This window comes from Propylenella binzhouense, from assembly GCF_009866965.1.
Lineage (GTDB): Bacteria > Pseudomonadota > Alphaproteobacteria > Rhizobiales > Afifellaceae > Propylenella > Propylenella binzhouense.
In genome coordinates this window covers 41,116-52,826 of record NZ_SPKJ01000021.1, presented here as the reverse complement: position 1 = coordinate 52,826, position 11,711 = coordinate 41,116, and the positions used below count along the sequence as shown (strand labels likewise).

Genomic DNA, 11,711 nt, shown 5'->3' with positions numbered 1-11,711 from the left:
CGGCGCGGGCCCCGCGGCCGAGCCGGACGCCATGACCCGCGCCGGGCAGGCGCTGAAGGAGGCCGGGCGGGCCGCGAGCGAGGCGGCGCGGAAGGCGGGCGAAGCGGGGAACGCGGCATTCGAGGCCCTGAAGGAGAAGGCGCCGGAGATCCGGCAGCGCGCGAGCGACGCGGCCGAGACGGCCAAGGAGACGGCGAGCGAGGCCGCGGCCCGGCTGAAGCAGGCCGCCGACGCGCTCTTCTCCGACCAGCCGGAATCGCCCTCGGCGGCAGCGCCCGACGGCGGGCGGGGCCCGGACCGGCCTCCGGAGAACGGGCGGACGGCACCGGGCGACGCTGCGCCATCCGCGGCACCGGGCAACCCGCCCGCCAGCGACGTGCGGCCGGCGCCCCCGGAACCGCAGACGATGCCGCAATAGCAGGTTGCGCGCCCGAAGGCATTGCCGGGCGGGATGGCCACCGCTAAAGCGCGCGGGCCGCCCAGTCCGGATTCTCCGATGCCTCCCACCAGCAAGGCCGGCCCAGAGCCGCGCCGACCGCCCAGCAGCGACCCGCAGGAGACGAACCGGCCTGCGCGTCTGATCCTCTTCGCGGCAGCGCTCCTCGTCGCCGCGCTCAACCTTCGCCCGGCCCTTACGACGCTCGGGCCGGTGCTGCCGGAGATCATCCGCGACACCGGCATCTCCGCCGCCGGCGCGAGCGTGCTGACCACGATCCCGGTGCTCTGTCTCGGCGTCTTCGGGCTCGCCGCGCCGCGCATTGCGGGGCGCACAGGAACGGAGGCGGCGATCGTCGCGGCCCTCGCGCTGATCGCGGCCGGCTCGCTCGTGCGCCTGCTCGCCGCCTACCCGGCGCTGATCGTCGGAACGATCGCCTGCGGCGCGGCGCTCGGCGTGATGGGGGTCCTCCTTCCCGCGCTGGTGCGGCGCGACTTCCCGCGCTGGACGGGGCCGATGATGGCGGCCTACACGATGGCGCTCTGCGCCGGAGCCTCGATCGGCGCCGGCGCGGCGGTTCCGCTCGCGGAGGGGATGGGCGGATGGCATCGCGCGCTCGCCTTCTGGGCCGTTCCGGCGGGAGCGACCGCGCTCGTCTGGGCGGCCATCCTCCTGCGCAGCCGGAACCGGCCGGCAAGCGCGCGCCGGCCGGCCGGGCTGCTGTGGCGGAGCGCGCTCGCCTGGCACGTGACGCTCTTCATGGGGCTCCAATCCGCGCTGAGCTACGTCGTGTTCGGCTGGCTCGCGCCGATCCTCCGCGCCCGCGGGTTCGACGCCGTCGATGCCGGCCTGATCGTGTCCGGCTCGATCCTGGTGCAGGTGGCGGGCGCGCTCGTCTCGCCGCTGGTGGCGACGAGGCTCAAGCGGCAGGGCCCGGTCGCCGTGGCGGTCTCCGCCGCAACCCTCCTGGGGCTGCTCGGCTGCGTCTACGGGGAGACTTCGGCGGTCGTTCCCGCCGCAATCCTGCTCGGGCTCGGCCAGGGCGGCAGCATGGCGCTCGCGCTCACGCTCATCGTGCTGCGCTCGCGCGATGCGGCGACGGCCGCGGAGCTTTCCGGCATGGCGCAGAGCGTCGGCTACACGATCGCGGCGGGCGGCCCGCTCGCCGTCGGCCTCATCCACGACTGGTTCGGCGGATGGTCGGCGATCGGGCCGTTCCTCGCCGCAATCGCCGTGCTGGCGGCGATGTCGGGCTGGGCGGCCGGGCGGGACGACCATGTGCCGGCCCTCGGCGCGCCGGCCTCGGCTTGACGTTCCGCCGGCACAATGCCACCTGAGGCCCGCCAGCCGGCCGGACGGCCGCCTCGCCAGATCTCCGCAAGGAGGGCGGGGAGGAAAGTCCGGGCTCCATGGAAGAACGGTGCCGGGTAACGCCCGGCGGGGGCGACCCCAGGGAAAGTGCCACAGAAAGCAAACCGCCCCGCCTGCCGATCGGCACACCAGCGGATGCGCCGCTCGGCCGGCGGGGTAAGGGTGAAAGGGTGGGGTAAGAGCCCACCGCGTCGCCGGCAACGGGGACGGCACGGTAAACCCCACCGGGAGCAAGACCAAGAAGGGACGGCGCGGGCTTCTGCCCAGGCTGCTTCCGAGCCAGCCGTCCGGGTCGGTCGCGCGAAGCGTCCGGCGACGGGCGCTCCAGATGAATGGCCGTCGCGTCGCGGGCTCCGGCCCGCGGCCTTACAGAACCCGGCTTACAGGCCGGCTGGCACTCTTCCCCGAGGTCTTCCCGCAGGTCTCCGACGCCACGGTTGGGGCTTGCTCAGTAACGTTACGCCCGGTAACCTTACTGAGCAAAGGAGGTGGCGATGAATTCAAACCACCGGGCGTTCTTTGAGTCGGACGAGGGCCAGCCATTTGCGGAAGTGCTGGGCCAGCCGTATCACCGCTACGGCTACGCACTGATGTCAGTGATCGGACAGCCCGCGATCGCTGCGGCCGCATGGGAGTTGGACCCCTTGCTGCAAGCCTTGCCACAGAGCAGACGCGGGTTCGTGAAGCAGGCCTGCGGCGGCTTCATTGGCGATCTCGTCCAGCAGTTCGGCGGTCGCCGCGCTGTTACCCGATCGGGAAGACCGCGCAGTGCCAGGGTGCCGGCGTCGAGAGAGATCAGCAACGGTGCGGTCTGGGAACTCACGCCGCAGGCTTTGAGAACGCTTGCGCAGCCGCTCCGCTGATTTCGAGGTTCGGCACTACGGAAGCTGGCTTCGGAACATGCGGGCGAGCGACGCGTTCCGGCTGCATTCGCGGACAATTGGGGAGGTCGTTATGGCGTCATTGACGCGCGACGAGATCGTGGCCGTGCTCGGCCCGGTCGACGACATCCTGATCGCCGACATCCTCCGCATGGGCGCGAATGCCGAGGAGCTCGCCATGGCGCGCGGCTGGGTCGATTGCGACGAGGCGCTGGCGAACGAAGGCCGGCCGCCGCCGACGGGCCGGGTCGCCCGGCTCGCCGAGATGCTCGCGCCGCCGCCCGATGAAAACGAGTTCGGACCGGGGCCGGCCGGCGGCGCAAGCCCGGCCGCCGAATCAGGGTAGCGCGGCGAGGAGGCGGCGGAGCGTCGCGCGGGTGGACGGATCGGCGACGCCGTCGACGCGGGCGGGGCGGAAGTGGCGCTGGAACGCCGCCACCACCGCCTCGGTCGCCGGATCGAAGGCGCCGGTCACCGCGATCCCGTAGCCGTAGAGCGCCAGCAGCGCCTGGAGCCGCGCCACGTCCGGCCCGCGATCCGCAGGCCCGATGGACGGTCCCGGACCGATCGGCGCAGGCGCGCACCAGTGGCCGATGCCCGCCGCGGCGAGCCGGTCCCAGGGAAAGATTTCGCCCGGATCGAGCTTGCGCCCGGGCGCCACGTCGGAATGCGCGAGCACCTTCCGGGCGGGCATGGGATGGCGCCCCACCAGGGTGCGGCAGAGCGCGACGAGGGAGCGGATCTGCGCCTCGGGAAAGGGCGGCGAGCCGGCGGGATGGCCGGGATTGGCGAGCTCGATGCCGATCGACCGCGAATTGACGTCAGCCTCCCCCGCCCAGCGCGAGAGGCCGGCATGCCAGGCGCGCCTTTCCTCGGAAACGAGCTGGACCACCCGGCCGTCCTCGAACACGAAGAAATGGCAGGAGACGCCGCTTTCCGGGTTGCGCAGCCACGCAAGCGCCTGATCGGCGTCGGGCATGCCGGTGTAGTGGATCAGCAGGATGTCGGTGGGGCCGCACCGGCGCTCGCCATGGTTCGGCGACGGCGCACGGCCGACGGCGATGCCGGCCGGTTCCAGGCGATCGATCCAGCCGGGTTCGGTCGGCACCTCGGATATCATGAGTGGTTTCTTAAGACATTTCCGCTGCTTGTGAAAGGTTGCTGGGTCACGAGTTCAGCCGCTCCTGCGCGCTCCGATTGCGGCGGAAAACGGGCGATTCCATTGACGCCCATACAATCCCATGGTACCTCCATGTAGTCCCATAAGTGGGATCCCATGCGCCACCCTGGCTGCGGCCGTGGCCCGGGAACCGCGGGTGATGGGGCTGCCCGGACGCGCGTCGTGACGCGGGGCCCGGACGGAGTGGGGTTCGATGGGGAATGGACGGCTTTGTGGCGACCTATACGAACCGGCTCGACCAGAAGGGTCGGGTCTCGGTTCCGGCGCCCTTCCGTTCGCTTCTCGCCCGGGAAGGGCAGGACGGCCTCTACTGCTATCCGGCGCTCGACCAGCCGGCGATCGACGGCGGCGGGAGCCGGCTGCAGGAGGCGATCGCGAGCCGCCTCGCCGTGTTCGAGACCTTCTCCGAGGAGCACGAGATCCTCTCGACGGCCTTCTACGGCGACAGCAGGGTCCTGAAGATCGACCAGGACGGCCGCATCGTGCTGCCGGAGGAGTTCAGGACCTATGCCGGCATCACGGACACGGTCGTGTTCGTCGGGCAGGGCTTCAAGTTCCAGATCTGGTCGCCGGAGCGCTTCGAGGAGCGGCAGAAGGAGGCGCGGACGCATCTGCGTTCCGTGACGCGCGGGCTCGGGCGCAACAATCCGGGGCGCTCGGCCGCGGGAGACCAGGCGTGATGGCGGGCCGCCCCTCTGACGAGGGCGCTGGCGGACCGGCCCGCCATCTGCCGGTACTCCTTGCGGAGGTGCTGGCGGCGCTCGCGGTCGTTCCCGGCGGGCGCTACGTCGACGGCACGTTCGGCGCCGGCGGCTACAGCCGCGCGATCCTCGAGGCCGGCGGAACCGTGCTCGCCATCGATCGCGATCCAAAGGCCGTTGCGGACGGGCAGGCCATAGTAGAAAAATTCCGTAACAGGCTGATTCTAGTGGAGGGACGCTTTTCGGACCTGGAAGCCCACGTCGCGGCGCAGGACTTTGCGCCCGTCGACGGCGTCGTTCTCGACATCGGTGTCTCTTCCATGCAGCTCGACGAAGCAGAGCGCGGGTTCTCGTTCAGGAAAGACGGTCCGCTCGACATGCGGATGGGGGCCGAGGGGCCCGATGCGGCCGCGATTGTGAACCGCGCTGCGGTCCGCGATCTTGCCGTCATCTTCGGCGCGCTGGGCGAGGAGCGCCATGCCGGGCGCGTGGCGCGCGCCGTCGAGGCGGCGCGGAGCGAGCGGCCGATCGAGACCACGCGGCAGCTCGCCGAGATCGTCGAACGCGCGGTGGGCCGCCCGGGGCCGCAGCGGATCCACCCCGCCACCCGGACCTTCCAGGGCCTCCGCATCTTCGTCAACCGCGAGCTCGAGGAGCTCGCGGAGGGCCTCGGCGCCGCGGAATCGGTCCTGAAGCCGGGCGGACGGCTGGCCGTCGTGACGTTCCATTCCCTCGAGGACAGAATCGTGAAGCGCTTCCTTCAATCCCGGAGCCGATCCGGGCAGGGCTCGCGGCATGCGCCGATCGCGGCGGGGCCGGAGCCGAGCTTCGAGCTCCTCAACCGGAAGCCAGTCGAGCCCTCCGCCGAGGAGACCGAACGCAATCCGCGCGCGCGCTCCGCCCGCCTGCGCGCCGCGATCCGGACCGGCGCCCCGGCCCATGCCCTCGACATGGCGGCGATCGGCGTGCCGCTTCTCACCATCCCGGGCCCGGAGGCCTATCGATGATCCGCATAGTGCAGGTCCTGTCCGTCGCCGCAGCCGTCTCCGCCGCGGTCTTCGTCTTCCAGGTGAAGTATCGCGCCGAGGCGGTCGCCGAGCGCACCGCGGAGCTCGAGCGCCAGCTCGATTCGGAGCGGGAGACGCTTTCGCTCCTGAAGGCGGAATGGAGCTACCTGATCCAGCCGAACCGCATCCAGGAGCTCGTCCAGCGCCACGGCGAGCAGCTCGGGCTGAAGCCGCTCGATCCGAAGCAGCTCGTGAGGATCGCCGACCTGCCGTTCCGCCCGGCCGGGCCGAAGACGGAGGACAAGGACGCGCTCGCCTCGCTGCTCGAGGGCGCGACGATGACCGACAAGGAGGCGCTCTCCGCCCTGTTCGACAAGCCGAAGGATTCGCTCCAGTGACGATCCAGCCGCCTGCAGCAGCCTGGCGCCACGCCCGGACGGCCCTCGGTTCCGCGGCGCGGCACACGAATGGCGAGCGCCAGAGCCGGGCGCGCGTGCTGCTCATCATTGCCGGCTTCACCCTGCTCTACGGCGCGCTCGCCGCCCGCATGACGGTTCTCGGCGTCGCCTCGGCGGACTGGCAGGACGGCACCGGCTCCTTCGTGCAGAGCGCGGCGATGTCGCGGCCCGACATCGTGGACCGGAACGGCGAGATCCTCGCGACCGACATCAAGACCGCCTCGCTCTATGCCGAGCCGCGCCGCATCGTGGATCCGGACGAGGCGACCGAGAAGCTTGCGAGCGTGTTCCCGGATCTCGACCGCGACCGCCTGCGCCGCCAGCTCTCGACGCGCTCGGCGTTTCTCTACCTCAAGCGCGAGGTGACGCCGCGCCAGCAGCAGGCGATCCACCAGCTCGGTATTCCCGGCATCGGCTTCCGGGTCGAGAACAAGCGCTTCTATCCCGGCGGCGCCACCGCCGGACACATTCTCGGCGCCGTCAATGTCGACAACCAGGGCATTGCGGGGATCGAGCGCTATATCGACACGTCGTTCCTCAAGGACCTCCAGGCCGCAGGCTTCGCCTCCGAACGCGGTCTCGAGCCGTTCCGGCTCTCCGTCGACCTGCGCGTCCAGCACGCGATCCGGACGGAACTCGTCGATGCGATGGCGAAGTATCATGCCAAGGCGGCCGTCGGCATCGTCATGAACGTGCGGACCGGCGAGGTGGTCGGCATGAGCTCGGTGCCGGACTACGATTCGAACGACCGCTCGGAGGTGCTCGACAAGGACCGGATGAACCGCGCGACCGTCGGCGTCTTCGAGATGGGCTCGACCTTCAAGGGCTTCACGACGGCGCTCGCCCTCGATTCCGGCGCGGCCACCATCCACGATACCTTCGACGCCACCAGCCCGCTCGCGATCGCCGGCTTCCGCATCCACGACTTCCACGGCAAGCACCGCTGGCTCTCGGTTCCGGAGGTCTTCATCTATTCCTCGAACATCGGCACCGGCCGCATGGTGCTGAAGGCGGGCACCGACCTGCAGCACGATTATTTCGAGCGGTTCGGCTTCCTGAGCGAACTCCGGACGGAGCTGCCCGAGAGCGGCGCGCCGATCGTGCCGAAGCTGCCCTGGAGCAAGATCTCGTCGGTCACGATGGCGTTCGGCCACGGCATATCGGTCTCGCCGCTGCAGACCGCCGCCGCCGGCGTCTCCCTCATCAATGGCGGCGTCTACATCCCGCCGACCTTCCTGCCGCGGAGCGAGGAGGAGGCGATGAAGGTCGCGCGGCGGGTGCTGAAGCCGGAAACCAGCGACTACCTGCGCCATCTCTTCCGGCTCAACGTGCTGAAGGGATCCGGCAGGAACGCGTCGGTCGCCGGCTATCGCGTCGGCGGCAAGACCGGCACGGCCGAGAAGGTCGTGAACGGCCGCTACTCGAACGACAAGCGCCGGAACGCCTTCCTGGCCGGCTTCCCGATGGATGCGCCGAAATATCTCGTCCTCGTCGTGATCGACGAGCCCGAACCGGAGAAGCCGGGCATCGGCGCGACCGCGGGCCTGAACGCGGCCCCGATGGTGAGCGGCATCATCCGCCGCATCGCTCCGATGCTCGGGGTCGAGCCGCTGCTCGTCGACCCGGAGGAGGAGCCGGCGATGGCGCTGGCCTTCGCCAGGTAGGATCGGCGCGTGCAGGGCGGGTCGCGGCGGCTGCCGCTCGGGGATCTCGTTCCGGCGGGCTCGGTCGCGGGCGACGCCGCGGAAATCTCGATCGCCGCGATCACGGCCGACAGCCGCACGGTCGGACCCGGCGCGCTCTTCGTCGCAATTCCCGGCACCCGGACCGACGGCGCGCGCTTCGTGCCGCAGGCTCTGGCGCGCGGCGCCGCGGCGGTGATGATCGGGGCGGAGCAGGCGCTCGCGGGCGAAATCGCCGTCCCGGTCGTCCGCGTCTCCGACGTCCGGCGGGCGCTCGCGCTCGCGGCCGCCCGCTTCTACGGGCGCCAGCCGGAGACGGTCGTCGCCGTCACCGGCACGAACGGCAAGACCTCTGTCACCGTCTTCCTCCGCCAGATCTGGGAGCATGCCGGCCGGCAGGCGGCAAGCCTCGGCACGATCGGCCTCGTCGCGCCCGGCGGCAAGGTGAGCGGCAGCCTGACCACGCCCGACCCGGTATCGCTGCAGGCGACGCTCGCCGGGCTCGCCGGAGAGGGGGTCACGCATCTCGCGCTCGAGGCGTCGAGCCACGGGCTGGAGCAGCGCCGGCTCGACGGGGTTCGCTTCGCGGCGGGCGGCTTCACCAACCTCTCGCGCGACCATCTCGACTATCACGCGACACTCGAAGACTATTTCGCGGCCAAGCTCCGCCTGTTCGATACGCTCCTTCCCGACGGCGCCGCCGTCGTGGCGGATGCCGACGAACCGGAATCGGCGCGCGTCCGCGCCGTCGCCGAGCGGAGGGGGCTCCGGTTCCTGGGCGTGGGCGAGGCCGGCGACGCGCTGAGGCTCGCAGCGATCGAGCGGCTGCCGGACGGCGCGCGGCTGAAGGTGGCGGCCGGAGAGCGCGTCAGGGAGGTGAAGCTGCCGCTCGTCGGCCGCTTCCAGGTTTCGAACGCGCTGGTGGCGGCGGGGCTTGCCATCGCGACCGGCGTCGCCACCGACGCCGCGCTCGCCGCGCTCGAGGACCTCGAGGGCGCGAGCGGCCGCCTCGAACTCGTCGGCATGCATCCGAGCGGGGCGCGCATCTTCGTCGACTACGCCCACACGCCCGATGCGCTCACCAACGCCCTGCAGGCGCTCCGCCCCCACACCGAGAACCGGCTGGTCGTGGTCTTCGGGGCGGGCGGCGACCGCGACCCGGGGAAGCGGCCGCTGATGGGCGAGGCGGCGGCCGGGAGCGCCGACGTCGTCATCGTGACGGACGACAATCCGCGCACCGAGGATCCGGCGCTCATCCGGCACGCCGTCCTGACGGGCGCTCCCGCGGCGGCGGAGATCGGCGACCGCCGCGCCGCCATCAACGCCGCCGTGGCCGGCCTGACGACGGGCGACGTGCTCCTCGTTGCGGGAAAGGGACACGAGACCGGCCAAATCGTCGGCAGCCTCACATTGCCCTTCTCGGACCAGGAGGAAGTCCGTAAAGCTCTGCGCGCATTGACGGAAGGATGATGACGATTCTCTGGAGCACGGACGAGCTCACCGCTGCGGTCGCGGGCAGGCTCGAGGGCTGCGCGCCTGCCGCAATCGGGGGAATCTCGATCGACAGCCGCACGGCTGCGCCGGGCGACGCCTTCTTCGCGATTCGCGGCGAGCGCTTCGACGGGCACGATTTCGTGCCGCAGGCGCTGCGCGCCGGAGCGGCGCTCGCGGTCGTCTCCGCAGCGCGCCGGCCGGAGGGCGCCGGGCCGCTGCTCGTGATCGAAGACGACCCGCTCGACGCGCTGGAACGCCTCGGGCGCGCCGGGCGGAGCCGCGCCGCGGCGGAGATCGTCGCCGTCACCGGGTCGGTCGGCAAGACCGGCACGAAGGAGATGCTGCGCGCCGGCTTCGCCACGCTCGGGGCGACGCATGCGCCGGTCGGCTCGTTCAACAACCATTGGGGCGTCCCGCTCACGCTGGCGCGCATGCCGCGGGAGACGCGCTTCGGCATCTTCGAGCTCGGCATGAACCATGCCGGCGAGATCCGCCCGCTCACGCGCATGGTCCGTCCGCACGTGGCGATCGTGACGACCGTCGGACCCGTCCACATCGAGTTCTTTTCCGACGAAGCGGGGATCGCGGAGGCGAAGGCCGAGATCTTCGAGGGGCTGGAGCCGGGCGGCACGGCGATCCTCAACCGCGACAATCGCTGGTTCGATCTGCTTGCCGGACGGGCGGCGCGCGCAGGCGCGCGGATCGTCGGCTTCGGGGAGCACGCCGATGCCGCGGTCCGGCTCGTGAAGGCGGAACTCGGTCCGGAAGGATCGACCGTCCATGCCGAGATCGACGGATCGGCGATCGCCTACAGGCTCGGCGCGCCCGGCCGTCACCTCGTGCAGAACTCGCTGGCCGTGATCGGTGCGGCCCACGTGCTCGGCGCGGACCTGCCCCGCTTTGCCGAGGCGCTCGCCGATTTCCGCGCGCCGAAGGGGCGGGGCGAGCGGCACCGGCTCGCCCATCCGGGGGGCGACTTCACGCTCATCGACGAGAGCTACAACGCCAACCCCGCCTCGATGCGGGCGGCGCTGGCGCTGCTCGGCCAGGCCGTGCCGGCGGCGGGCGGACGGCGGATCGCGGTCCTCGGGGACATGCGGGAACTCGGCGGCCGCTCGCGCGATCTCCATGCCGACCTCGCTGGGCCCGTCGCCGAGGCCGGGGCCGACCTCGTGTTTCTGGCGGGGCCGGAGATGAAGGCGCTCTGGGACGTGCTGCCGGCGGCGCGGCAGGGTGGCTATGCGGCGACGGCCGAGGCGCTGACGCCGGTCGTCGCCGAGGCGGTCCGGCCGGGGGACGTGCTCATGGTCAAGGCTTCGCTCGGGAGCCGGCTCGGCCCGCTCGTCGAGGAGCTCAGGCGCCGCTTCGCGCCGGCGCAGGCGGCCGAGCCCCGGCGCGCCGCGGGCGGAGCCGCGCGATGCTGACCTATCTCGGCGGGCTCTCCGACCAGGTCTCGTTCTTCAACGTCTTCCGGTACATCACCTTCCGGACCGGCGCCGCGACGATGACGGCGCTCCTCTTCGTCTTCCTGTTCGGCCCCGGCATCATCCAGCTCCTGCGGCTGCGCCAGGGCAAGGGCCAGCCGATCCGGCAGGACGGGCCGCAGACGCATTTCAAGAAGGCCGGCACGCCGACGATGGGCGGGCTGATGATCATGTCGGGCCTGATCGTCTCCGGTCTCCTCTGGGCCGATTTGTCGAGCCCGTATGTCTGGTCGGTGATGCTCGTCACGATCGGCTTCGGGGCGATCGGCTTCTATGACGACTATCTGAAGGTGACCCGCGCCTCGCATCGCGGCTTTTCCGGCAAGGCGCGGCTCGGGATCGAGTTCGTGATCGCCGGCATCGCGGTCTTCATCATGATGCGGGCGGGCGACCCGGCGCTCTCGACCTCGCTGACCCTGCCGTTCCTGAAGAACGTCCTGATCGACTTCGGCATCTTCTTCATCGCCTTCGGCGCCTTCGTGATCGTCGGCGCGGGCAATGCCGTGAACCTGACCGACGGCCTGGACGGCCTGGCGATCGTCCCCGTGATGATCGCCGGCGCCTCCTTCGGACTGATCGCCTATGTCTCCGGCAATGCGGTCTTCGCCGACTACCTGCAGATCCATTTCGTCCGCGGCACGGGCGAGCTGTCGGTGATCTGCGGCGCGCTGCTCGGCGCCGGACTGGGCTTCCTCTGGTTCAACGCGCCGCCCGCGGCGATCTTCATGGGGGACACCGGCTCGCTCGCGCTCGGCGGCCTCATCGGCACGATCGCGGTGGCGACCAAGCACGAGATCGTGCTCGCCATCATCGGCGGCATCTTCGTCGCCGAGGCGCTCTCGGTGATCATCCAGGTCGCCTCCTTCAAGCTCACCGGCAAGCGCGTCTTCAGGATGGCGCCCATCCACCATCATTTCGAACAGCTGGGCTGGACGGAGCCGCAGGTGGTGATCCGCTTCTGGATCATCGCCGTCGTCCTGGCGCTCGTCGGCCTGTCGTCGCTCAAGCTGAGGTAGG

At 71.1% G+C, this 11,711-nt stretch carries 11 protein-coding genes, 1 other RNA gene and 1 pseudogene; 12 read left to right on the top strand and 1 reads right to left on the bottom strand.

From position 1 onward, the window contains the following. The 5 genes and pseudogenes from E4O86_RS08760 to E4O86_RS08740 form a co-directional block, all read left to right on the top strand. Nucleotides 1–418: pseudogene (locus tag E4O86_RS08760) on the top strand (hypothetical protein); the annotation flags it as partial. 78 nt (nucleotides 419–496) lie between these two features. After that, on the top strand, nucleotides 497–1,747 hold the full coding sequence (locus E4O86_RS08755) for a CynX/NimT family MFS transporter (RefSeq protein ID WP_161140148.1): 1,251 nt from the start codon (nucleotides 497–499) through the stop codon (nucleotides 1,745–1,747). 32 nt (nucleotides 1,748–1,779) lie between these two features. Continuing rightward, nucleotides 1,780–2,206: RNase P RNA component class A (gene rnpB / locus E4O86_RS08750), an RNA gene on the top strand. A 95-nt stretch (nucleotides 2,207–2,301) separates the two neighbouring features. Beyond that, nucleotides 2,302–2,670 (top strand): hypothetical protein, encoded by a 369-nt coding sequence (locus E4O86_RS08745; protein WP_161140147.1) that lies wholly within the window; start codon nucleotides 2,302–2,304, stop codon nucleotides 2,668–2,670. Between the two features lie 91 nt (nucleotides 2,671–2,761). Continuing rightward, entirely contained in the window at nucleotides 2,762–3,034 is a 273-nt protein-coding gene (locus tag E4O86_RS08740) for a hypothetical protein (protein WP_161140146.1), read from the top strand. Here the strand turns inward: E4O86_RS08740 and E4O86_RS08735 are convergent. Continuing rightward, nucleotides 3,026–3,808, bottom strand: coding sequence for an N-acetylmuramoyl-L-alanine amidase (locus E4O86_RS08735; RefSeq protein WP_161140145.1), 783 nt, complete (start codon nucleotides 3,806–3,808; stop codon nucleotides 3,026–3,028). The two genes, E4O86_RS08740 and E4O86_RS08735, sit on opposite strands and share 9 nt — an antisense overlap. A 260-nt stretch (nucleotides 3,809–4,068) precedes the next feature. On the opposite strand from E4O86_RS08735, the gene mraZ reads away from it, so the two are divergent. From mraZ to mraY, 7 genes are read left to right on the top strand one after another with little or no spacing between them, the layout of a single operon-like run. Beyond that, nucleotides 4,069–4,548, top strand: a complete 480-nt coding sequence (mraZ, locus tag E4O86_RS08730; RefSeq protein WP_161140144.1) for a division/cell wall cluster transcriptional repressor MraZ — start codon at nucleotides 4,069–4,071, stop codon at nucleotides 4,546–4,548. Next, nucleotides 4,548–5,576: a 16S rRNA (cytosine(1402)-N(4))-methyltransferase RsmH gene (gene rsmH / locus E4O86_RS08725; RefSeq protein WP_161140143.1), complete on the top strand. Its 1,029-nt coding sequence runs from the start codon at nucleotides 4,548–4,550 to the stop codon at nucleotides 5,574–5,576. Before mraZ ends, rsmH begins: the two co-directional genes overlap by 1 nt. Further along, on the top strand, nucleotides 5,573–5,974 hold the full coding sequence (gene ftsL / locus E4O86_RS08720) for a cell division protein FtsL (protein WP_161140142.1): 402 nt from the start codon (nucleotides 5,573–5,575) through the stop codon (nucleotides 5,972–5,974). The genes rsmH and ftsL overlap by 4 nt, the downstream gene beginning before the upstream one ends. Continuing rightward, a complete protein-coding gene (locus E4O86_RS08715) occupies nucleotides 5,971–7,698 on the top strand; it encodes a penicillin-binding transpeptidase domain-containing protein (RefSeq protein ID WP_205520784.1) in 1,728 nt (575 codons plus the stop codon). The genes ftsL and E4O86_RS08715 overlap by 4 nt, the downstream gene beginning before the upstream one ends. A 30-nt stretch (nucleotides 7,699–7,728) precedes the next feature. Continuing rightward, nucleotides 7,729–9,186: a UDP-N-acetylmuramoyl-L-alanyl-D-glutamate--2,6-diaminopimelate ligase gene (locus tag E4O86_RS08710; RefSeq protein WP_161140154.1), complete on the top strand. Its 1,458-nt coding sequence runs from the start codon at nucleotides 7,729–7,731 to the stop codon at nucleotides 9,184–9,186. Then, on the top strand, nucleotides 9,183–10,634 hold the full coding sequence (locus E4O86_RS08705; RefSeq protein WP_161140141.1) for a UDP-N-acetylmuramoylalanyl-D-glutamyl-2,6-diaminopimelate--D-alanyl-D-alanine ligase: 1,452 nt from the start codon (nucleotides 9,183–9,185) through the stop codon (nucleotides 10,632–10,634). Before E4O86_RS08710 ends, E4O86_RS08705 begins: the two co-directional genes overlap by 4 nt. Then, nucleotides 10,628–11,710, top strand: coding sequence for a phospho-N-acetylmuramoyl-pentapeptide-transferase (mraY, locus tag E4O86_RS08700; RefSeq protein WP_161140140.1), 1,083 nt, complete (start codon nucleotides 10,628–10,630; stop codon nucleotides 11,708–11,710). Before E4O86_RS08705 ends, mraY begins: the two co-directional genes overlap by 7 nt. Nucleotide 11,711 lies beyond the last annotated feature (1 nt).

Excerpts from the sequence above, each read along its gene's own strand:
- mraY (WP_161140140.1), top strand. The coding sequence starts at position 10,628 with ATGCTGACCTATCTCGGCGGGCTCTCCGACCAGGTCTCGTTCTTCAAC.
- E4O86_RS08745 (WP_161140147.1), top strand. The coding sequence starts at position 2,302 with ATGAATTCAAACCACCGGGCGTTCTTTGAGTCGGACGAGGGCCAGCCA.
- E4O86_RS08740 (WP_161140146.1), top strand. The coding sequence starts at position 2,762 with ATGGCGTCATTGACGCGCGACGAGATCGTGGCCGTGCTCGGCCCGGTC.
- E4O86_RS08705 (WP_161140141.1), top strand. The coding sequence starts at position 9,183 with ATGATGACGATTCTCTGGAGCACGGACGAGCTCACCGCTGCGGTCGCG.
- mraZ (WP_161140144.1), top strand. The coding sequence starts at position 4,069 with ATGGACGGCTTTGTGGCGACCTATACGAACCGGCTCGACCAGAAGGGT.
- E4O86_RS08755 (WP_161140148.1), top strand. The coding sequence starts at position 497 with ATGCCTCCCACCAGCAAGGCCGGCCCAGAGCCGCGCCGACCGCCCAGC.
- E4O86_RS08735 (WP_161140145.1), bottom strand. The coding sequence starts at position 3,808 with ATGATATCCGAGGTGCCGACCGAACCCGGCTGGATCGATCGCCTGGAA.
- rsmH (WP_161140143.1), top strand. The coding sequence starts at position 4,548 with ATGGCGGGCCGCCCCTCTGACGAGGGCGCTGGCGGACCGGCCCGCCAT.
- ftsL (WP_161140142.1), top strand. The coding sequence starts at position 5,573 with ATGATCCGCATAGTGCAGGTCCTGTCCGTCGCCGCAGCCGTCTCCGCC.